We start from the raw sequence: 22,166 nt of genomic DNA, 5'->3' as shown, positions 1-22,166 counted from the left end.
ACATTAAAGAACTTGTATTTTTTAAAAATTTTGTAAAAAGGGGGTTGATTCAATGGTTAATAGAGCTATGACAAAGCAATTTTTAGAGGATGCTTTTTGTGGAGAATCTAAAGCACATATGAAATATTTGATTTTTGCTGCTGAGGCTGAGGAAAAAGGACTTAAAAATTTAGCAAGAATGTGGAAGGCTATAGCTCATGCAGAATATGTTCATGCAAGAAACCATTATAGGGCGTTGGGTTATATTGGTTCAACAACGGATAATTTGCAACAATGTATTGACGGCGAAACTTTTGAAATAGAAGAGATGTATCCAGTATACAAAAATGCTGCTGATTTTCAAGGAGAAAAGGAAGCTGTAAGAACCACTCATTTTGCTTTAGAAGCTGAAAAAATACACGCAGAATGGTACAAAAATGCTAAAAAGGTTGCAGATCAAGGTAAAGATGTAGAGGTTGGTAAGATCTTTATTTGTGACGTGTGTGGTTATACTGTGGAAGGAGAAGCTCCTGAAAAATGTCCGGTTTGTGGAGCCCCAAAGAGTAAGTTTGTAGAATTTTAACTTGATGTTTTGTAGGAACGAAGGTTTTTGAAAATATAGTTGTTTTTAAAATGTATATGAATTTTAATTTTTATACTTTTTGAAAGGAAAGGGGGTATAAGATTGTTAGGTGAAGTAATCAAAATTAAAGATTTTAAAGAAGAGAAACACGTTCCAACAATCGATTGCCCAGATATCGTTAAAGCAAACGAAGAATTTGAAGTTGAAGTACAAGTTGGAAAAGAAATAAAACATCCTAACACCGTTGAACACCATATAGAATGGATAGATCTTTTTGCTCAATACGAAGATGATCCCAACACTGTTCACTTAGGAAGGTATATTTTTGGACCTGTAGTGGGAGAACCTTATGTAAAAGCTAAGATCAGATTGTCAAAATCTGCTACACTTATTGCTCTTTCACATTGTAATATTCATGGATTATGGGAAAATACGAAAAAAGTGACAGTAAATTAAGTGAATTTAGGAGTTGATAAAAATGAAAAAGTATAGATGCACGATTTGTGGGTATATTTATGATCCAGAAGTAGGCGATCCAGATAACGGAGTAGAAGCTGGAACTTCTTTTGAAGATTTACCAGATGATTGGACTTGTCCTGTGTGTGGAGCTTCAAAAGAAGATTTTGAAGTAATGGATTAAAAATCATCGATATTAAAAAAACGGGATTTATTAATCCCGTTTTTTTAATAATTCTCCTCCTGCTTTTCTTATTTCTAAAGTTTCTCTATCTTTTGAATCAACTATAACAGTATCTCCTTCACCAATTGTATCTTCAATTATCATGTTTGCAAGAGGTGATTCTATTTTTCTTTCGATAACTCTTGCTAAAGGTCTTGCACCGTAAACTTGATCAAACCCTTCTTTTGCAATGACATCCTTAGCAGCTTCAGTGATTTGAATCTTTATATTTTTTTCTTTTAATCTTTCTTGCAATTTATTAATCATTATATTAATTATTTCCTTAATGTGTTCTACATTTAATGGTTTAAATACAATAATATCATCTAATCTGTTTATAAATTCGGGTCTAAAAACATTTCTAACTTGAGTCATAACTTCATTTTTTATATTTTCATAGTTTTGTTCTTCGCTTTCTTCTCCTATGAATCCTAAATTTCTTTTACTTTTATTTATCTGTTCAGAACCTATATTTGATGTCATTATTATGACAGTATTACTAAAGTTGACAGTCCTTCCTTGTGAATCTGTCAATCTTCCATCATCAAGAACCTGTAATAACATATTGAACACATCGGGATGAGCTTTTTCTATTTCGTCAAACAATACTACTGAATAAGGTCTTCTTCTTACTGCTTCTGTTAATTGGCCTCCTTCTTCGTATCCTACATAACCGGGAGCAGCACCTATTAATCTTGAAACGTTAAATTTCTCCATATATTCACTCATATCTATTCTTATTAGAGCATCTTCTGTTCCAAACAAAATTTCAGCTAAGGTTTTTGCTAACTCTGTTTTACCTACTCCGGTTGGCCCTAAGAATAAAAAAGATCCAACCGGTTTACGAGGATCTTTCAATCCTGCTCTTGCTTTTCTTATGTGTTCTGCGATAGTTTTAACAGCTTCATCCTGATCAACCAACCTCTTATGAATTTCTGATTCAAGATTTGCAAGTTTTTTCTTTTCATCTTCAACCATTCTTGTAACAGGTATTCCGGTCCATTCTTGGACTATAGAAGCAATAACATCTTCATCAACTACATTATTACTTTCTGTTTGCAAACTTTTTGCCATTTTTTCGGTTTTTTCTAATTCTTTTTGTAAATCAAAATATTCTGCCTTTTTCTTTGAAGCTTCTTCATACTTCTCTTCAAGGGTTAATTTATTAATTTCTTCTTCTAATTTCTGCATTTTTCTCTCTAATTCGATTACTTTTTCAGGTTTTCCTGAGCTTCTTAATTTTACCCTTGCGCATGCTTCATCAATCAAATCTATAGCTTTATCGGGTAAGAATCTGTCTGTAATATATCTCTGTGAAAGTTTTACAGCAGCTTCTATAGCTTCGTCGAGTATTTCTACTCTATGATGTTTTTCATAGGATTCTTTAAGTCCTTTTAATATTTCAATGCTATCTTCTACAGTTGGCTCCTGAACAAATATTGGTTGAAATCTTCTTGCCAAAGCTTTATCTTTTTCGATATATTTTACGTATTCATCGTATGTAGTGGCACCTATTACTTTTATTTCACCTCTTGCTAAGGCAGGCTTCAAAATATTTGCAGCATCCATTGCGTTCCCTTCAGCTACACCTGCACCGATTATATTATGCAATTCATCTATAAATAAGATAATCTCATCTTTATGTTTTTTTACAGTATCAATAACAGCTTTTAATCTCTCTTCAAATTCTCCTCTAAACTTTGTTCCGGCTAATAAAGCTGCCATATCCAGTTGTAAAATTTTTTTATTTTTTAGATAATCCGGGGCACTTTCATCTACTATCAATTGAGCTAATCCTTCTACAATTGCAGTTTTTCCAACACCTGCATCTCCGACTAACACCGGATTGTTTTTTTGTTTTCGAGACAATATTTCAATAATTCTTTTTATTTCTTTTTCTCTTCCAATTACAGGCAGTAGTTTCCCTTTCTTTGCTTCTTTTGTTAAGTCTATAGCAAATCTTTTGAGTGGATCTGCACCTTCAGCATCTACTTCTTCATCGCCGTTTTCCATAAGCTCTTGAAGAACTTCTCGGACTCTTCTTTCTGAAGTAAAAGACGACAAAAGTTTTGAAGCATAAGAATTACCTTCTAACATAATGCCAAGTACAAGTGCAATAACAGGAATCTTCTTCATTCCCAATTTAATAGTTTCTGATTTTGCAATGTTTATCGCATTTCCCAAACTATTCGAAATGTAAATCCCTCCTCCTGAGTAGGGAAAAGAATAATAAACTCCCATCTCTTCTGAAATTGCATCTTCAAGTTTATTTCTTAAAAGATTCAAATCCTTCCCTTCAAAAATTTTCTCAACCTCAGGATCGCTCATATTTAAAATAGCCAACAAAAGATGCTCTGGCTTCATGATATTACCGCCTGAGTAAGCTAATAGATTTTGTGCTTCTTGAATTGCTTTCAAAGATTTTTCAGTAAAATCGTTAGGATTAAATCTCATATTATTCACCTCCACTTTAAATATACAGAAATGTTTTGTTTTATCAATCTTAATTTATGAGTGCTAAATCCTGTTTTTATTATAACCTTTTTTATCTTATTTGTCAAGACAAAAAATAAATTATTTATGTTTATAGTTTTGATCTTAAATTATCTATTTCTTTAACTTTTTCGCTACGTGTAGCGAAAGAGAGAAAGAGGGCTCCGCCCTGGACCCGTTTTAAATTCAAATGCTTATTTCTGAAAAATTATCTTTTATAAAGTCTCTACATAATTCTCACTAATTCTTAATTTCTTTAACCTTTTCGGTGCTTTTACCGAGACAAAGGGGGGGCTCCGCCCTGGACCCGTTTTAAATTCAAATGCTTATTTCTGAAAAATTATCTTTTATAAAGTTTCTACATAATTCTCACTAATTCTTAATTTTTTTAGTTTTTTGGTACATGTAGCTAAAGAACACCATTCTAAAGAAAGAAATACGTCTCTGTCAGGTTTCGAACTTGGTTGTTATAAACTCAAAAGTTTATTTTCTAAAAATTATCATTTCTAAAGTAAGCATAAAATAAAGTAAGTGATATAATATATATATAAGTTAAGAAAACACATCTTTTAAAGATTAATATTTGAACGAGAATAATGAATTGAAGTCTATGTTTCATAAATAAGAGGAGTGTATTCGTCGAAGGTGAAGTAAATTTTGGTACTTTGGGATCTAATACGTTGAATGAAACGGTAGTTAATAAAAATTTAGAATAGCAAAACAGGAATATTTTTAAAAATTAAAATAAAAGACTGAAAAAACTTAAGTTTTGAACCTTTTGAAAGTGGCGTTATGAAAGCTTTTATGGAGGATGATTAAATTGATTAATAACTTTTTAGATATAATAACAAGTGAAGATCCTAACAAAATATTAGAGTTAAGTTTTCAAGAAATTTCTAAGCAACTTCAGAAAAGTCTTTCACAACATAATGTTGTTTTTATTTATGAATCGGCAAGAGAAGTTTTAAAATGTATGGCGAGTTCTTTAGAAGAATATAGACAAGTTAGAGTATATCTTAGAGGTAATGAAGAGATTAAAAAGAGTTTTTTTTCCGGCAAAAAAATTTGTTATGATATTCAAAAAAATTTAATTCGATTGGATCAGTCGTGTGATAATGTTGATAATAACTTATTATATATATACCCTATTTTTTTTAGTAATCAATTAATAGCAGCCGCAGGTTTTTTCGAAAATAATAACGAGGATAAAATCGTTAAGGAAATTGATTCTTATGGTATATTAATTCATTTATCTTTGGAAACTTTAAAAATCAAAGAACTTGAAAATAAAGTTTCTATTATGGAGAAATTAACTGAAATTATTGAAAAGATTGATCGTGAAGAAATTATTATAAATGAGGTACTGTGCTTTTTAAAAGATTCTTTGCATGCTGAATGCGTAGCTTTTTGGAATTTATCGCAAGATGAATTATTACTTCAAAATTTTGTAGGAATAAATGAAGATCAAGTTTTACATAAGACTTTAAGTATTAACAATTCCATCGAAGGTAGAGTCGTTTTTGAAAAGAATAGTTTCATATTTGTTGGAAGGGAGAGCTTTGAAAATTACGTTATTCCCTTTAATATTGATTTAAAGTCTTCTATGTACGCTAAAATTGAGCAAAACAGCGAAATATATGGAGTAATAGCTACGTATAATAGAGTAGAAGGATATGATTTTAGAACATATAAGAATTTTGATGAAACAGATTTCAGTATTTTAAAAGATAGTGCTAAAAGGTTGGCTTTTTCTATTCATAGAATTAAGTTATACAATAAGTTACAAAGTGAAGTTGATAAATTAAGAAAGTTAAAAGAAAGTCATGAAAAACTTATAGAAGAACAAAAAGAATACTTGAATAGAATGAATTCTTTAGATAAAATTTCGCAAGCTGTTCGTTCAGTTTATGATAAGAACATTGCGATAAAAATTATGCTTCTGGGACTAACTTCTGGTAGGGGATTAAAATTCAATAGGGCACTTTACTTAGAAAAAGATAAAATTCGAGGATTTTTAGTTCCAAAACTTTGGATAGGGCCTGATGATGAAGAAGATACCAATGAAATTTGGAAACAAGCCAACATAACTTCTTTAAAATATGGTAGTATGGTGCAATATTTAAAAGAAGAAGCTTTAAAATTACCTACAAATAATAAATTAACCACTAAATTAGAGAGCAAGGTTTTAGCTTATAAGGGCCATCCTATTTTAGAAAGGGTTGTAGAAAAGAAACAAATAATTCATGTAGTTCCTCAAATGCTTCAAATAAAATGGGAAGATTTGGAAGATATTTATGACATTTTAAAAAATGAGGAGTTTCTTATATTTCCCCTTACTGGAATGATGGAGACAAAATCTGTGATTATAGTGGATAATAAAATAAATAAAAACCCTATAACTCCTATGGATATAGAAATTGTGAAACTTTTTAAAGATAACATGGGCTTAGCTTTAGAAATGATAGAAAATTATCAAGAGTTGAGACAGAAAACGAAAAGATTAGAAGAACAAAAAGATTTAATGGATTACTATAGAAGATTTAAAGATAATATTTTGCAGAATTTAGCTCTTGCTGTTGTAGTTATTGATAAAAGTGGTAAAATAAACGAATGGAATAAAAAGGCTGAATCTTTATTTTCTATTCCACGGGAAAATATGATTGGTTCTTCAATAAATGAATTAGTAAATATTTTTGGAAACGATATTATTAATATTATAGAAAAAGTCTATGAAACGAAAAATTATTTAAAATTAAAAAACTATAAAATAGAAATTTCCGATGATGAGAGAATATTTGACATTCAATGTTCACCTTTAAGAAATGAAGAAGTAGGTGTAATTGAAGGGGTAATTATAGTTCTTGACGAGATAACCGAACTATACAACCTTCAAAAAGAAATGCAAAAAAGAGAAAAACTTGCTTCAATGGGAGAAATGACTGCTAAAATTGCTCACGAGATTAGAAATCCTATCACAGTAATAGGCGGATTTTTGAATAGAATAAACAAAAAATTGGAAGATAACGAAGATATTAAAAAGTATACCAAAATAATTAGTGAAGAACTTTCAAGATTAGAAAACATAGTTAATGAAATTTTGGAATACTCTAGAGGCACTAAAGCTACACAAATAGAGCAGGTTAATTTAGTTGAATCGATAAGAGAAGTTTTGATGATGTATGAAGATTTTATAAAGCAAAAGGATATTATGCTAAATACAGAATGGCTGGAAGAAAAGATATTTATTAATGCCGATAAAGATAAAATAAAGCAGGTTTTGATTAACTTAATAAAAAATGCAATAGAAGCTGTGAATCAAAACGGAAAGATTGACTTAAAAGTTAAAGTCGAAGGTGAAAATGTAATATTCGAAATTACAAATGATGGAACTCCGCTTTCTGATAAAGTTAAAGAAAATTTATTTAGTCCTTTTTTCACAACAAAATCTAAAGGTACAGGATTAGGCTTGGCTATTTGCAAAAAGATAATAGAAGAAGAACATAAAGGAAAAATTTATTTGGTAAAATCTGATGAAAGCGGTACTACTTTTAGATTTGAAATTCCAATAAAAAATTATTAGGTACTTTAGAAATAATATTTTTAAAAAAATAAGCGTTTGAATTTAAAATGAATTCAGTTCGATAATATAAAAAACGATATATTGGAGGGATAAAATTGTCAAAAATTTTAGTTGTTGATGATGAAGAAAATATAAGAACTTTGATAAAAGAAGAGTTAGAAGAATCAGGATATGAAGTTTTTTGTGCGCCCAACGCCAAAAAAGCTTTAGAAATATTAGAAAATAATAAAGATATAGAAATAATTTGTACAGATATCGAGATGCCGGATGTAAATGGTTTGGAGTTAGCGGCTGAAATAAGGAAAAAATACTCAAATAAGAAAATCGTTTTTCTTACAGCATATTCTCATTATAAGAGTGAGATGGCTTCTTGGGCTGCAGATGCATACGTTGTAAAATCAATGGATGTAACAGAAATAAAAGACACTATTGATCATCTTACAAAAATTCAATAGAAAAAGCGGAGGTGCACATTTTGGATTATAAAGATACAATAAATCTTCCCAAAACAAATTTTAAAATGAAAGCAAATTTAGTAGAAAAGGAACCAACTATTTTAAAGAAGTGGGAAGAAATCGATATTGCTAACTATATAAAAAATCATAGAAAAGATTGCGAGAAATTCATTTTGCATGACGGCCCTCCCTATGCAAATGGCGATATACACATTGGTACAGCTCTTAATAAAATTCTAAAAGATATTGTTTTAAAATACAAAACTCTTAAGGGTTTTAACACTCCTTATATTCCGGGATGGGACACTCATGGTCTTCCAATAGAGCATAATGTTACTACACAACTTGGAGAAAAAGCTAACGAACTAAACAAATTACAAATCAGAAAAATTTGTGAAGAATATGCACTAAAATTTGTAGATATACAAAGGAATAGCTTTAAAAGATTAGGAGTAATTGGTTTCTGGGATACTCCTTACTTGACTTTGGATCCGAAATATGAAGCAAAAGTTTTAGAAGTTTTAAAAAGTTTGGTAGATTCAGGAAATGTTTATAGAGGTAAAAAACCAATATACTGGTGTACTGAATGTAAAACAGCTTTGGCAGAGGCAGAAGTTGAATACCATGATCATACATCTGATTCTATCTATGTTAAGTTTCCAATGAAAGATGAAAAAGAAACTTACATTATAATATGGACGACCACACCATGGACTCTACCAGCAAATACCGCTATTGCTGTGCATCCTGATTATGATTATTCGAAAATTAAAGTAGATGGTGAATATTGGATTTTAGCAAAAGATTTGATAAAAAGAACATTACAAGAAGCGAATATAAGTAATTTTGAAATAATTGAAACATACAAAGGAAAAGAATTAGAAGGTAGAAAGGCTTTTCATCCTTTTATGAATAGAGAAAGTTTAATCGTCTTGGCGGATTATGTAACTTTAGAAGATGGGACTGGCTGTGTGCATACGGCACCAGGTCATGGAGTTGATGATTATAAAACAGGTTTAAAATATAATCTGCCTATGATTTCTCCTGTAGATGATAAAGGATATTTTACAAAGGAAGCTGGGAAATATGAAGGTTTAAAGATTTGGGATGCAAATAAAGTAATTATAAAAGATCTAAATGATTCACATTTTCTTGTAGCTGCTGGTAAAATAACTCATTCTTATCCACATTGCTGGAGATGTAAGAACCCTATTATTTTTAGAGCGACAGAACAGTGGTTTATTGACTTAGAAAAGAATGGATATCGCGAAAAAGTTTTAGAACAAATAAAGGAAGTTAACTGGATTCCAAAATGGGGAGAAAACAGAATAACTTCTATGGTGAAAGAAAGACCGGACTGGGTAATTTCAAGGCAAAGAGCTTGGGGTATCCCTATTCCTGCTGTAAAATGTAAAAACTGTGGAGAAGTCATATTTAACTCAGAAATTATAGAGAATTTTATTGAAATTGTAAAAGAAAATGGAACTAATGCATGGTTTGAAAAAAATATAGAAGATTTATTACCACATGGAATTACTTGCTCAAAATGCGGAAGTTCAAAATTTGAAAAAGAAGAAGATATATTAGATGTCTGGATAGATTCTGGAGCTTCCTTTGAAGCTGTGGTTAATAGCACAGAAGATCTTAAAAAATTCCCAGTTGATTTGTACCTTGAAGGAAGCGATCAACACAGGGGTTGGTTTCAAAGTTCAATATTTTTGTCTGTAGCAAAACACGGTATTGCTCCTTACAAATCGGTATTAACTCACGGATTTATAAAAGATGAAGAAGGCAGAAAGATGTCAAAATCTTTAGGTAACGTAGTTAATCCTAAAGAAGTGGTTGATAAATATGGAGCAGATATACTTAGGTTATGGGTTGCATCTGCAGATTACACTGTGGATATAAAAATTTCTTACAATATTTTACAACAACAGGTTGAAACTTATCGTAAATTGAGAAATACCCTTAGGTTCTTGTTAGGTAATATTTACGATTACGATCCTAAAAAGGATTCGATAGCTTATGAAGATATGTTAGAAATAGATAGATGGGCTATATTGAAACTTCATAAATTAATAAGAGAAATAACTAAGGCATATGAAAATTATGAATTTTATAAGGTACATTATTTATTAAATAATTTTTGTACAATCGATATGAGCGCTACTTATTTAGATATAATAAAAGATAGACTGTATGTTGAAGGTAAAAATTCTAATTTGAGAAGATCTGCGCAAACAGTTTTATATGAGACTGTTCTGGCGCTAACAAAGATGATGGCGCCGATACTTCCATTTACAGCAGAAGAAGTGTACGATCACCTTGATGAATTAAAAACATATGAAACTATTTTTGCTGAAACATGGCCTTCTTATAATGAAAATTATATTGATAAAGGATTAGAAGAAAAATGGGATAAGATTTTGGACTTTAGAGACGATGTTTTGAAAGCTCTTGAAGAAAAAAGGAAAGAAAAGTTAATAGGAAATTCTTTAGAAGCAAAAGTAATAGTAGAATTGTCTGACGATTTTTTGAAAGAAGTTATTAGTTCTTATGATAGTACCTTTATTGCGGACATATTAATAGTTTCTCAATTTGAATTAGGTATAGTAGATAATGGTTTTGATGGTAGAAATGGGAAAATAAAAGTTGTAAAAGCAGAAGGAGAAAAATGTGAAAGATGTTGGAAAGTTGACCCAAATACAGGATTAGATACGGAATTTCCCAATGTATGTCCTCGTTGTGCAAGCGTATTAAAAGAAGAAAGAAATGGGTGAAATTATTATTATTCTATAAAGTTAATAATTTTATAGAAGAGATATTATAGTAGTTAAAGACATAGTTGTTCTTTTCTCCTTACTGTCTGGAGGTGTTTTTATGAAACTTTTTTTTGGTAAAAAAGAGGAAAAGATTATAGATCTATTTTCAAAGCATTTAAGCAAAATCGAAGAAGGATTGTCTTCGTTTGAAGAGATGGTTGTATCGTATTTAAATAATGACAAGGAAAAAACCAAGGAGACACTTGAAAAAATATCTGAAATCGAGAGTGAAGCAGATTCTTTGAGAAGAAAGACAGAGAGTGTTATGTACGAAGGGGCTTTTTTACCGAATTTCAGAGGAGATCTTTTGGGGCTTATTGAAGCCGCAGATAAAGTTATGAATAAAATTCAAAGTGTATCAGAAATTTTAGAGTTTCAAAAACCTAATATTCCTGAAGAATTTAAAGAGGATTTCTTGGGTCAAATCCAGCTTGTAAAAAAGAGTTATAAATTTTTGAAAAAATCTATAGAATCATTATTTGAAAACATTGAAAAGGGGCATGAATTTGTTAAAAAGGTTGAAGAGTACGAACATAAAGAAGATATATTAGAAAAAGCTTTAATAAAAAAATTATTTGATATGGAAAAATTACAATTAGCCGAAAAAATACAGCTAAAAGATTTATTCTTACAAATTGGGGATATAGCAGATAGAGCGGAAGATGCTTCTGATAGGGTAGAAATAATAATTTTGAAAAGAAACATAAAATAAAAATGCCGCACAAAGCGGCATTTTTTTATAAATATCATATGATTATAAGAAATTTGTTAATACAAAAGTAATTGCAGAAGAGATAACAACAGAAATAATTATATCTAAGAAATTAATTCCGCCGCCTTGTTTACTTTCAGCTATAGTTCTTACTTCTCTAACTTCAGTAGAAAGTTGAGAAACATTTGTTTGTACACTTTGAACATTAGAGTTTAATTGGGTTATTCTTTGTGTGTTCGCAGCTATTTGACTACTGAGTTGATCCGTTGTACTTTTAAGCTGATTAAAATCTGTGACATCTACTTTTGAATTTACTTTAGAGTTCAGATTGTTAACTAAAGAATTCATTCTTGCTATTTCTTCATTAGCTTTTGTAACGTTATTTTGTATAGTAACGTTAGCGGCTTCTAAATTTCTTATCTGTGTTTGAAGTGAAGATGTGGTTTGTGATAAATTCTGATAGTTACTATTTAAACTTGTAACAGAAGTTTCTAACCTGGAAACTCTTGTATTTAAAGCATCTATATCACTTTTAGTTACAGTGGAAGCAGTTATGGAATTGACTTTTCTTTCGAGTTCGTCGATTTTTGTTGTAGTGTATCCTAATAATTCATAAGAATTTTGAAGCTCTTTGACAGAGTTGTCTAATCTTGTTACTGTGCTTTGAAGGTTAGAAACATTACTTGAAATAGAATCTACCCTGTTTTGAACCGTAGAAACGTTGTTTGCAACTGTATTTAACCTGTTTTGAAGTTCCTGCAAATCAGCCGAAGGAATAGCAGGAGAAGTTGATAAAGTATTTACCCTTTGTTCCAAAGTTGCTACACGCTGAGCTAAAGGAGCGATCAGGCTTTTTTCTGTATAGTCTAAGGTCCTTGAAAGGGCGACTGTTAACTGATATCTGTTCATATTTTCCAATCCTTTAAAAGTACCGTCTGGATAGCCCTCTATGATGCCGATCTTTGAAAGCCTTTCTACCGCTTCGTATGCCCAGTGGTTCACAGGAACATCTTTAAAACTTTGAGCCATCATACCAACACTAACAAACAACAATAAAAGAACAATACCTACCTTTTTCACAATAACACCTCCTGTATAATTAAGAATTATAGATAATTTAAAAATTTTAAAACCACTATAGACCTATCATAAATTCAAAATGTTTTTCTTCAAAAAGCTTCTTTTCCAAAACACCCGTCTAATTTTGATTAACTGTATTTTTATCTAATGGTTTTATTAATTTTAGCCACAAAAATAGAAGAGGTTTAGATAAACAATAAAATTTTTAAATTTTACTTATTTTATTTTATCACAAAAAATGGTAAAATAAAATGAATAAAAATTCGGAGGTGTTATTATTGTTCCAAAAAAGAACGCACCATTGTAATCAACTTAGAAAAGAAGACATAAATCAAGAAGTAATTCTAAATGGTTGGATAGATAGAGTGAGAGATTTAGGAGGAATTATTTTTATTCTTATTAGAGACAGATACGGTAAAACACAAGTTGTTTTTGATTCCAATGAGAATAAAGAACTATATGAAAAAGCTTTAAAACTTAGAAATGAGTATGTTGTTTCAATTAAAGGGAAAGTAAGATTAAGGCCAGAAAAAGATATTAATCCAAACATGGAAACCGGAGAAATAGAAGTTTTGGCTCTTAATTTAGAAATATTATCCGAATCTGAAACACCTCCTATATACATAAACGTTGAAGAAGAAGTATCCGAAAATTTAAGGCTAAAATATAGATATTTGGATTTAAGAAAAGAAAAGATGCAAAAAAATTTAATTACTCGTCATAAAGTGATGAAAACAACCAGAGATTTTCTTTCTTCTTTAGATTTTTTAGAAGTTGAAACTCCTTATTTAACCAAATCTACACCCGAAGGTGCAAGGGATTTTTTGGTACCTTCACGTCTTAAACCCGGTACATTTTATGCTTTGCCGCAATCTCCCCAATTATTCAAACAACTTTTGATGGTGTCAGGATTTGATAAGTATTTTCAAATAGCTCGATGTTTTAGAGACGAAGATTTTAGGGCGGATAGGCAACCGGAATTCACTCAAATTGATTTAGAAGCTTCTTTTGTAACCAAAGAGGATATTCTTGATTTAACAGAGAAACTCATAAAAGAGATTTTTCAAAAGTCAATAAATTTTTTTGATGTACACATACCTTTTAAAAGGTATACTTATGATTATCTAATAAATACATATGGAAGTGATAAACCAGATACCAGATATGGTATGGAATTTCTTGAATTAACTGACTATTTTAGAAATACCGAAGCTAACTTTATAAAAAAAGCAATCGATGAAGGTTCCATAATAAAAGGATTTTTAATAAAAAATGGTTCAGAAAAGTTTTCGAGAAAAAAATTGGATGAGCTTATAGAGTTTTCAAAAGAAATGGGGAGCTCTGTATTAATATGGATATCTTATGGTGATGAGGTTAGATCAAATATCAAAAAAGTGGCTGAAAAAGAAATAAATATGTTATTAGAGCATGGTATAATAAAAAAGAAAGCTGTAATGCTTTTGACTATGGGGGAACTACAGTCAGTTAACAATATATTAGGTCAATTGCGAAACAAAATAATTAAGGAGGAGTTTTCAAAAAAAGAAGGGTTTGAATTTTTATGGGTTACAGATTTTCCTATGTTCGCATGGGATAAGGAAGAAGGAAGAATTGTTGCAGAACATCATCCTTTTACTATGCCTAACTTGGAAGACTTGGAAAGATATGCGAAAACAGATCCGATGAAGATAAAATCAGAATCTTATGATTTAGTAATAAATGGATATGAAATTGCAAGCGGAAGTATAAGGATTCACAATAGAGAAGTTCAAAAAGAAGTTTTTAGAATAATAGGACTGAATGAAAGTGAAATAGAAGAAAAATTTGGTTTTTTAATCGAAGCGTTTAAATATGGAGTACCTCCTCATGGAGGAATAGCTTTAGGAATGGATAGACTTGTTAGTATTTTAGTCGGTGAAGAGTCAATAAAAGAAGTTATAGCTTTTCCTAAAACAGCTTCCGGTTCTGATCCTATGACAGGAGCTCCTTCTGTGGTTTCAAGTAGGCAATTAGAAGAATTGCACATTATTTTAACAATATCGAGTGATTTAGCAGGGCAATAATCTTCATACTAAAATAATTGTAATAAAATTTATAAAAAGGTGGAATAATGTATATAAAAAATAAAAAATTAATAATAGCTATAGATGGTCCTGCTGGATCTGGAAAATCAACGATAGCAGAAAAGCTTTCGGAGTTATTACATATATTTCATTTGAATAGTGGTGCATTATATAGAATAATAGGTCTATATCTGAATCAACAAGGAATTAGCCCTAAAGATTTAGAAAAGGTAGAGACAGCTTTGCAAGAAATAGACATTGAGATAAAAGATAATAAGTATTTTTTAAATGGAAAAGATGTAACTGAAGAGATAAAAACTTTGGAAGCGGGGAAATTGGCATCAGCATTTTCTCAAAATCCATCAATTAGGAAAAAGGTTAATGAAATAATAAAAGATGTATCGAAAAGTATTGACATAGTTGTTGATGGAAGAGACATAGGTACAGTTGTGCTACCCAACTCTGATTTAAAAATCTTTTTGACAGCGACGCTTGAAGAAAGAGCAAGAAGAAGATGGAAAGAATTAAAGGTCAAAGGTGAGAATGTTTCTTATCAAGAAATATTGAATGAAATCTATGAAAGAGACAACGCTGATTCAAAAAGGTCTATAGCGCCGTTAAAGCCAGCTAAAGATGCGTTAATTATAGATACTACTAATAAATCTATTCAAGAAGTAGTTGAAGAAATATTAAGCATTTTGAGGAGAAAAGAAATAAATGGAAATAAAAGTTTCTAACAGAACTGGTTTTTGCTCAGGAGTTTCAAAGGCATATGATCAAGTCAAAAATCTACTTCAGAAAAATAGCGAAGAAATTTATATATATGGAGAGTTAGTTCATAATAACGATGTTATAGCTGAAATCACTGAAAATGGTGCTATAACTCTAAGATATTTAGAAGATATCCCAAAAGATTCACAGACAAAGACAGTGGTTATTAGAGCTCATGGAATAACTAAATTTGAAAAGGATGTTTTAAAGAATAAGTTTTTTTCGGTAATAGATATGACGTGTCCTATAGTAAAAAATTTAATAAATTATATTAAAAAAAAGCAAGAGGAAGGTTATTATACAGTAGTTTATGGGAAAAAAGAACATCCGGAGATTCAAGGCGTAATAGGTAATATCGATGAAAAAAATGTACTGGTTACTCTGTCAGCTCTTAAAATAGATAATAAAAAGGTTTTGTTTGTTGCTCAAACAACAGCTGAAGAAGAAGAATATAAGAAATTCGTTGTAGAAATGATAAATATAAATAAATTTTCAGAAGTATTGATAAAAAATACAATTTGTCCAGAAACTATTTTGAGAGAAAAAGAAACCGAAAAGCTTTCTAATGAATGTGATGTTATGCTTGTATTGGGGGGCAAACATAGTTCAAATACTAACAAGCTTTTCAATATAGCAAAAAAATATTGTAAAAGATCTTTTCACATAGAAAATGTAGAGGAACTCAAAAATATTTATTTATCAGCTTATGATAAAATTGGGATTGTCACTGGTTCATCAACACCAGATAAAGATCTACACGAAGTACTGGATTACTTAAAAAACAATTATCGTACGTTCTAAAAACGAGGTTTTGAATTTATAATGGGTTTAGGGCGGAGCCCTCTTCCCTTGTCGGTACAAGTATCGAAAAGGTTAGAAAAATTAAGAATTAGTGAGAATTAGAAGTGATAAGGTATTTTTGAATAAATTTAAAGCTAAAAGATCATCAAAACTTAAGTTTTAAAATTTCTAAAGTAAGTAATCTTTGATTCTAAAGGAGGTTCAATTTAATGGAAGGACAATCTTTTAAAGAATTATTAGAACAAGAAGAAATAAATGAGTTAAAAAAAGGGAAAATATTGCAAGGAAAGGTTTTTGAGATAGATAACGACGGCATATGGGTTGCTTTAGAAAAAGCAACAGGAGATGTGTTTGTAAATCAGGAAAACTTAGTCAAGCCAAAAGAAAATTATCAAATAGGTGAGGATATATTAGTAAAGATTTTAAAAATAAATGATGCTGAAGGATTTAATATGGCTTCTGAAAAAGAAGCGCTTTTTCAGAAATTAATGAATGAAATAAAAGAAGGGAAAAATTACAAAGCAATTTTTAAAAATAGATTAAAAAAAGGTTATACAGTGCTAATCGAGGGAATAGTGACGGCATTTCTTCCTGAATCTTTATCTCTATTAAAGCATGATGAGAAGTTACCTGATAATGAAGTTATGGTTAAAGTATTATCTAAAAAGGGTAGAAATATAGTTGTTTCCAGAAAAGATTATGTTGAAGAAAAAACAAATGAAGCATTTGAAAATTATAGAGAAGGAATGATTGTAGAAGGTATAGTTGAAGAAACTAAACCTTTTGGAGCTTTTGTAAAATTGTCAGAATATATTACTGCTTTGCTTCCAAGAAGTGAAATAAGTTGGAATGATAAAGTTGAAATATTCGATTACATAAAAAAAGGTCAAAGAGTTAAAGGGGTCATTATTAAGATTGATAGAGAAAAAAGAAGATTGTTGATATCAATAAAACAATTAAAAGAAAATCCTTGGGAAAATATAGAAGAAAGATATCCTATTGGAAGCGTTGTTATAGGCCAAGTTAAGAAGATCTTTCCTTTTGGTTTTACAGTTGAAATTGGAGAAGGTATAGAAGGGCTTGTTCACGAATCAGAGATATTCTGGGGACATAAGGGGAAAATAAGAGATATAGTAGAAATAGGTGACAGAGTAGAGGTTAAGATTTTAAACATAGATAAAAATGGAAAGAAAATAAATTTAAGTTATAAACAAGTAAAAAAAGATCCATGGGAAGATGTAGAAGAAAAATATAGTGAAGGCAACGTCACTTTTGGGACAGTTGAAAAGATTCTAAACAACGGAGCTATTGTCTCATTAGAAGAAGGTTTAACTGGGTTTCTCCATGTTTCAGAACTTTCATGGAATTTTGTTGACGATGTAGCAAGTCTTCTTAAAGAAGGTGAAAAAATAAAAGTTAGAATTATATCAATAAATAAAGAGGATAAAAAGATCAGATTATCTTTGAGAAAAGTTGGTGAAAATCCCTGGAAAAAAGTAATAAACGAAGTAAAAGTTGGGGATGTTGTAAAAGGTAAAATTCAAAGATTTGTTGATAAAGGTGCTATTGTTGTGTTGGAAGAATATCAAGTAGAAGCTTATTTACCATCAAGTAAAGCTTCTACAGATTTTAAAGACATTAGAGAAATTTATAAAATTGGAGATGAAGTAGAAGCTAAAGTATTAGAAATTAACCTTGAAAATGAAAATGAAAGAGGTAATATGATAATAAGCGTTTCCCATTTACAAGAAGAAAGAGAAAAAGAAGAAGCTTATAAAGTTATGAAGGAAATTAATAGTTAAAAGAAATGATAGAAAATTAAGAGGTGTAGTAACATGAATGAGCAAAGAATATTTATCATAGGAAAACCAAATGTGGGTAAGTCCACACTATTTAATAGAATAATAAGAGAAAAGAAATCTATAGTTCACAATATAGCTGGCGTTACAAGGGATTTTATATACGCTAAAGCTAAGTGGGACGATGTGAGTTTTACTTTAGTAGATACTTGTGGTATTTTCGAACAACCTCAAAATATTATAGAAGAAAAACAAAAAGAAGCGATATTTAATAGTCTTAATGAATCAAATCTAATTTTATTTGTAGTTGATGGTAAAAATGGTTTGACTTCAGAAGATTTCCATATTGTTGAATATTTGAGAAAAATTAAGGGTAATGTATTATTGGTAGCTAATAAATGCGAAAACTTTGAAAAGTATGAGTTAGAGGTTAAACCGGAGCTTTTTTCTTTAGGATTTGGAGACCCTATAGCGGTATCTGCGGAACATAATAAAAATATCGATGAACTTTTAGATAAAGTTATTGCTATTTTGAAAAAAGATATTCAATATTCTTCAAATGAAGATCAAGAAAATTTTGATAAATTAAGTGAAGAAAAAATTATTAAAGTAGCGATTATTGGTAGACCAAATGTAGGAAAATCTTCTCTTTTTAATTCTATAATAGGAATTGAAAGGGCTGTTGTTTCAGAAATTTCAGGAACAACAAGAGACGCAATAGACCAAGATGTTATTATAAATAACCATCAATTTAAATTTATTGATACAGCAGGTATGAGGAAAAAAAGTACAATTACTTATGGTAGTATAGAAATGTTTTCGATTGCCAGAACGCTTAAAGCAATCGAGAAGTCTGATGTTGTTGTGCTCGTATTGGATTCAACGGAAGGAATAACGCATCAAGATAAGAGTATAATTGGAGTATCGGAAAATTTAGGTAAGTCTAGTGTGGTAGTTTTTAATAAATGGGATTTGGTAGTTAACAATCAAAAAAAGAAGGAAGAATTCCTAAAATATTTCGAAAAAGAGTTTTATTTTGTTAATTATAGTCCGATAGTATTCACTTCGGCTCCAAAGAAACAGGGAATAGAAGATCTCGTCCAATCTATAATAGTTGCTAATGAATCAAGAAATATAAAAATATCTAATAATCTATTAAATTCTGTTTTAGAAAGATACGTTATGATTTCTCCCCCTCCTGTACGAAAGGGGAAAAGGATTAAATTTTACTATGCGGCACAAGTGGGAGTTAGACCTCCTGTTTTTGTATTTTATTCAAATTTGCCAAGAGAAATCCCAAAATATTATCAGCAAGGATTACGAAATATGATTAGAAAAAATATTAATCCATTTATAGGTTCTCCAATATTTTTAAAGTTTGAGGAAAAAGAACAAGCAAAGTTTTCAAAGGAAAAAATAGTCTAAAAACTCTAAAATTCAAGGGAGTAAATACTATGAACATAGTTTTTTTGATTATTTGTTATTTTTGCGGAGCTATTCCATTTAGTTTTTTAATACCTTGGTTAAATGGGGTCGACATAAGAAAAAAAGGTAGCGGAAATGTTGGAGGGACCAACGTTTTAAGGATATTGGGACTGAAATGGGGGCTTTTATCTATTATTCTTGACTTTTCAAAAAGCTTTGTCCCAGTTTTAATTGGAAGGTTCATCTTTGGCTTAGATTCATGGATACCTTATGTTTCTTTGATTTTGGTTGTTTTAGGACACGATTACTCAATATTTTTAAAATTCAAAGGTGGAAAAGGTGTGGCATCAACCTTAGGAGGATATTTTGCTTTGAAACCTCTTTTGGGTTTAATATTTTTATTAATATGGTTTCCTATAGAACTTACCACTAAATATGTTTCTTTAGCTTCTTTGTTGGGTTTATTTATTTCTTCTGTTTTAGGGTTCTTTTTTGACTTTAAATTAGGGATAACCTTTTTAATTTTATCTTTTTTAAGTTTATATAAGCATAGAGAAAATGTAAAAAGATTATTTTTGGGAACAGAAAATAAGACAGATCTTCCAAAAATAATTAAAGAAAAGGAAAAATGAAATGAAAAAGTTTTTTTTAGTGCTTCTTTTATTTTTTTTAGGTGTTGTTTCGTTTTCACAAGAACTTTCTGAAAGTGAATTGGAATCAAGAAAACTTTTTTCTGAAAGTTTAGATTTGTTGTTTATTGATAAAAAGTATGAAGCAAGAATGAAGCTTAATGAAGCTATGACCGGCGAAATATATATAACAGATATTCCAAAATTTTGGTATTATGCTGCAAAATTAGATTTACAATTAGGAATGGTTGAAAGAGCCATTCAGGATTTGGAAAATGCCTTATTATTTTCTGTAGTTAACGAAGAAGCTAATACTTTGTTAAATTTTATCAATAATATAAAAGATTTCTCTTATAGTAATTATGAATTTCCTCGGGTTTATGAATTAATGAATGTTCATGGTGTAAAAAATTCTTTTGAAAAATTTTACGTCCCGATTGATTTAGAAGTTTTTAATTCTAATTTATACATTTTAGATCCTCAAAATCATTTAATATTTAAGACAAATGGGCAAGATGAAACATGGATAAGATTGGATAAAAATAAAAAATATTATTCGATTAACTCAGATAAAAATTTGAATAGAATATATGTAAGTAGTAATGAAGGGATTTATTATTTCGAAAGTTTTTCGCCTATTATTAGAAAAGAAGTTTTTATTGATGGGACTGTTGAAAGTATATCTTTGAAAAAAGAAATTGAAAATGAGTTAAATACTTTAATAGAAGGATTCCCTTTTATTATCTATGATGTTGATAACGCTGGAAGATTAATCGGATACGATCCATATGCAAATGAAATAAAAGTGATCGGTTTCAACGGAGAAATATTGCAAAGTAAAAAGTTTGAAAATGATATTATTTTTATCGATGGGGCATTTTGGCATAACAGTTTGTATCTATTAGAATACGAAAGTTCATCTATTTTTCATTTTGATATATTAAAAAATGAAGTTGTTAAAATTATAGAATTGCCAGAAGCTTTTTACTTATCTATAGAAGTGTTACCTTGGAATATGATAATGCTTTCCTCGCTTGAGAATGGAATTCAGTTATTAAGTAAAAGTAATGAAATCATAAATATGGATACAGAGTTAGAAAACAGCAATTTTTCTGATTTTAAAGGAATTATAAAAATAAAAAATGGTATTGTTGCTTTGAATGATTTAGAAAATAATCAAGTTATTTTGCACAGAATCGATGCAGACTCTAAGAAAGATCTTTATATTTTGAATTTGTATGGTTTAATTTACTACGATGACGAACGAAAGGTTAGGGGAAAGTTAAATATAAGTGATGTTTCTGGTCAAAAAATGGAATTTTTGACTAAGAATATAACTGTTATGGATGCTGGGGGAAGAGTCCCTTTTAATTATATACGCTACTACTCAATTTCTACTAATTATAAGTATGAAATAAATGATTTTTTTAAAATACATATGCCTCAAATTAATACTGATGCGAACATAATAACCTACGGTGAGTTAAACAAAAGTTTAAGTGCTGAAGATGTAATTCCATTCATATTATCCAATAGTTCGTTGTTTTATTTAACAGAAACAGATTCTATAGAGGCATCGTTAGAAACTTTAGCTTATATTAGTGGGGGGATGGTTGTAGATAAGAAATATGAAGACTATTTGATGCAATATTTAAATGATTCATATAAATTGATCGATTATATAGAGTATACATTATATCCTCCAATAATTTCCGATATTAAGTCCACGAGGATAACGTTACTTCTACAAGATAAAATATTGGTAGACACGTTATTTTATTATATTGGCGGTGATATGAAATGAAAGAAGATGCGTATTATTTGAATCAGAAAGCTAATGATTTGTTAGAATCCGAGAATTATAAAGAGGCAATAGAATATTATTTAAAAGCCATTGAGTTTTTACCTGATGAACCAATTTTTTATCATAATATGGGAGTTTGTTTTATGATGAAAAAAGACTATTTTAATGCAAGTAAAATATTGCAAGAAGCTATTAATAAAAATATTGGTTTAGACGAAACAATTATTTATCTTGCCAATTCTTTATACGAACTTGAAGATTATAGAGGGGTTTTATCTTTAAGTGAGCCTAAGGGATATAAAGAAAGACTTGATATTTTAATATTAAAAGTAAAATCTGCTATGAAAATTAATAATAAAGATCTTGCCCTACAAATTATAAAAATGTTAAAAGTATCTGGTTATGAGTCTCAGGAATTAGATTTAATAGAAAAAATGATTATATAAATAATAAAATGTAGGGACTTTAGAAATGAATATTTTCGGAAAATG

The 22,166-nt window shown here is 29.7% G+C and carries 17 protein-coding genes; 15 read left to right on the top strand and 2 right to left on the bottom strand.

Translation table 11 applies throughout. The annotated features are described in order from the left end of the window. The first annotated feature begins 52 nt into the window (after positions 1-52). The 3 genes from X924_RS10310 to rd all read left to right on the top strand — a co-directional run bounded on the left by X924_RS10310 (position 53) and on the right by rd (position 1,202). Positions 53-562 carry a rubrerythrin family protein gene (locus tag X924_RS10310; RefSeq protein ID WP_121958026.1) on the top strand — a complete coding sequence of 170 codons (510 nt, stop codon included), beginning with the start codon at positions 53-55 and terminating at the stop codon, positions 560-562. A 102-nt stretch (positions 563-664) separates the two neighbouring features. Continuing rightward, the gene (locus X924_RS05975) at positions 665-1,018 is read left to right on the top strand and encodes a class II SORL domain-containing protein (protein WP_121958025.1); all 354 of its coding nucleotides are present in this window, start codon (positions 665-667) and stop codon (positions 1,016-1,018) included. Positions 1,019-1,040: 22 nt separating this feature from the next. Next, the gene (rd, locus tag X924_RS05970) at positions 1,041-1,202 is read left to right on the top strand and encodes a rubredoxin (RefSeq protein ID WP_121958024.1); all 162 of its coding nucleotides are present in this window, start codon (positions 1,041-1,043) and stop codon (positions 1,200-1,202) included. A gap of 30 nt (positions 1,203-1,232) precedes the next feature. On the opposite strand, the gene X924_RS05965 is transcribed toward rd, so the two are convergent. Next, positions 1,233-3,695, bottom strand: coding sequence for an ATP-dependent Clp protease ATP-binding subunit (locus X924_RS05965; protein WP_199172650.1), 2,463 nt, complete (start codon positions 3,693-3,695; stop codon positions 1,233-1,235). An 859-nt stretch (positions 3,696-4,554) separates the two neighbouring features. Here X924_RS05965 and X924_RS05960 point away from each other — a divergent pair. From X924_RS05960 to X924_RS05945, 4 genes are all read left to right on the top strand, one after another. Next, positions 4,555-7,314 carry an ATP-binding protein gene (locus tag X924_RS05960; RefSeq protein WP_158245331.1) on the top strand — a complete coding sequence of 920 codons (2,760 nt, stop codon included), beginning with the start codon at positions 4,555-4,557 and terminating at the stop codon, positions 7,312-7,314. Between the two features lie 95 nt (positions 7,315-7,409). Then, complete coding sequence (locus tag X924_RS05955) at positions 7,410-7,769, top strand: response regulator (RefSeq protein WP_121958021.1); 360 nt, start codon at positions 7,410-7,412, stop codon at positions 7,767-7,769. Positions 7,770-7,789: 20 nt separating this feature from the next. Next, positions 7,790-10,549 carry an isoleucine--tRNA ligase gene (gene ileS, locus X924_RS05950; RefSeq protein ID WP_121958020.1) on the top strand — a complete coding sequence of 920 codons (2,760 nt, stop codon included), beginning with the start codon at positions 7,790-7,792 and terminating at the stop codon, positions 10,547-10,549. Between the two features lie 100 nt (positions 10,550-10,649). After that, positions 10,650-11,303: a TIGR00153 family protein gene (locus X924_RS05945; protein WP_121958019.1), complete on the top strand. Its 654-nt coding sequence runs from the start codon at positions 10,650-10,652 to the stop codon at positions 11,301-11,303. 42 nt (positions 11,304-11,345) lie between these two features. Here X924_RS05945 and X924_RS05940 read toward each other — a convergent pair whose 3' ends face one another. Further along, on the bottom strand, positions 11,346-12,383 hold the full coding sequence (locus X924_RS05940) for an S-layer homology domain-containing protein (protein WP_121958018.1): 1,038 nt from the start codon (positions 12,381-12,383) through the stop codon (positions 11,346-11,348). 278 nt (positions 12,384-12,661) lie between these two features. Here X924_RS05940 and aspS point away from each other — a divergent pair, with 278 nt between their 5' ends. The 8 genes from aspS to X924_RS05900 all read left to right on the top strand — a co-directional run bounded on the left by aspS (position 12,662) and on the right by X924_RS05900 (position 22,121). Continuing rightward, on the top strand, positions 12,662-14,446 hold the full coding sequence (aspS, locus tag X924_RS05935; RefSeq protein WP_121958017.1) for an aspartate--tRNA ligase: 1,785 nt from the start codon (positions 12,662-12,664) through the stop codon (positions 14,444-14,446). Positions 14,447-14,493: 47 nt separating this feature from the next. Continuing rightward, complete coding sequence (cmk, locus tag X924_RS05930; protein ID WP_121958016.1) at positions 14,494-15,183, top strand: (d)CMP kinase; 690 nt, start codon at positions 14,494-14,496, stop codon at positions 15,181-15,183. Beyond that, positions 15,164-16,018 carry a 4-hydroxy-3-methylbut-2-enyl diphosphate reductase gene (ispH, locus tag X924_RS05925; RefSeq protein ID WP_121958015.1) on the top strand — a complete coding sequence of 285 codons (855 nt, stop codon included), beginning with the start codon at positions 15,164-15,166 and terminating at the stop codon, positions 16,016-16,018. The genes cmk and ispH overlap by 20 nt, the downstream gene beginning before the upstream one ends. Positions 16,019-16,227: 209 nt before the next feature. Then, complete coding sequence (locus X924_RS05920) at positions 16,228-17,820, top strand: S1 RNA-binding domain-containing protein (RefSeq protein WP_121958014.1); 1,593 nt, start codon at positions 16,228-16,230, stop codon at positions 17,818-17,820. Between the two features lie 33 nt (positions 17,821-17,853). Beyond that, positions 17,854-19,242: a ribosome biogenesis GTPase Der gene (der, locus tag X924_RS05915; protein WP_121958013.1), complete on the top strand. Its 1,389-nt coding sequence runs from the start codon at positions 17,854-17,856 to the stop codon at positions 19,240-19,242. Between the two features lie 29 nt (positions 19,243-19,271). Next, positions 19,272-19,874, top strand: coding sequence for a glycerol-3-phosphate 1-O-acyltransferase PlsY (gene plsY / locus X924_RS05910; protein ID WP_121958012.1), 603 nt, complete (start codon positions 19,272-19,274; stop codon positions 19,872-19,874). Between the two features lies 1 nt (position 19,875). Further along, entirely contained in the window at positions 19,876-21,675 is a 1,800-nt protein-coding gene (locus X924_RS05905; protein WP_121958011.1) for a hypothetical protein, read from the top strand. Then, the gene (locus X924_RS05900) at positions 21,672-22,121 is read left to right on the top strand and encodes a tetratricopeptide repeat protein (RefSeq protein ID WP_121958010.1); all 450 of its coding nucleotides are present in this window, start codon (positions 21,672-21,674) and stop codon (positions 22,119-22,121) included. Before X924_RS05905 ends, X924_RS05900 begins: the two co-directional genes overlap by 4 nt. Positions 22,122-22,166: the final 45 nt, after the last annotated feature.

The organism is Petrotoga sp. 9PWA.NaAc.5.4 (genome assembly GCF_002895485.1).
Taxonomy (GTDB): Bacteria; Thermotogota; Thermotogae; order Petrotogales; family Petrotogaceae; genus AZRK01.
The sequence above is the reverse complement of the archived record's forward strand: the minus strand, read 5'-3'. Positions and strand labels throughout refer to the sequence as shown.

Bases quoted from the DNA above. Each gene is read 5' to 3' on its own strand.
- X924_RS10310 (WP_121958026.1), top strand. From the start codon at position 53: ATGGTTAATAGAGCTATGACAAAGCAATTTTTAGAGGATGCTTTTTGT.
- rd (WP_121958024.1), top strand. From the start codon at position 1,041: ATGAAAAAGTATAGATGCACGATTTGTGGGTATATTTATGATCCAGAA.
- X924_RS05965 (WP_199172650.1), bottom strand. From the start codon at position 3,695: ATGAGATTTAATCCTAACGATTTTACTGAAAAATCTTTGAAAGCAATT.
- X924_RS05945 (WP_121958019.1), top strand. From the start codon at position 10,650: ATGAAACTTTTTTTTGGTAAAAAAGAGGAAAAGATTATAGATCTATTT.
- cmk (WP_121958016.1), top strand. From the start codon at position 14,494: ATGTATATAAAAAATAAAAAATTAATAATAGCTATAGATGGTCCTGCT.
- ispH (WP_121958015.1), top strand. From the start codon at position 15,164: ATGGAAATAAAAGTTTCTAACAGAACTGGTTTTTGCTCAGGAGTTTCA.
- X924_RS05920 (WP_121958014.1), top strand. From the start codon at position 16,228: ATGGAAGGACAATCTTTTAAAGAATTATTAGAACAAGAAGAAATAAAT.
- der (WP_121958013.1), top strand. From the start codon at position 17,854: ATGAATGAGCAAAGAATATTTATCATAGGAAAACCAAATGTGGGTAAG.
- plsY (WP_121958012.1), top strand. From the start codon at position 19,272: ATGAACATAGTTTTTTTGATTATTTGTTATTTTTGCGGAGCTATTCCA.
- X924_RS05905 (WP_121958011.1), top strand. From the start codon at position 19,876: ATGAAAAAGTTTTTTTTAGTGCTTCTTTTATTTTTTTTAGGTGTTGTT.
- X924_RS05900 (WP_121958010.1), top strand. From the start codon at position 21,672: ATGAAAGAAGATGCGTATTATTTGAATCAGAAAGCTAATGATTTGTTA.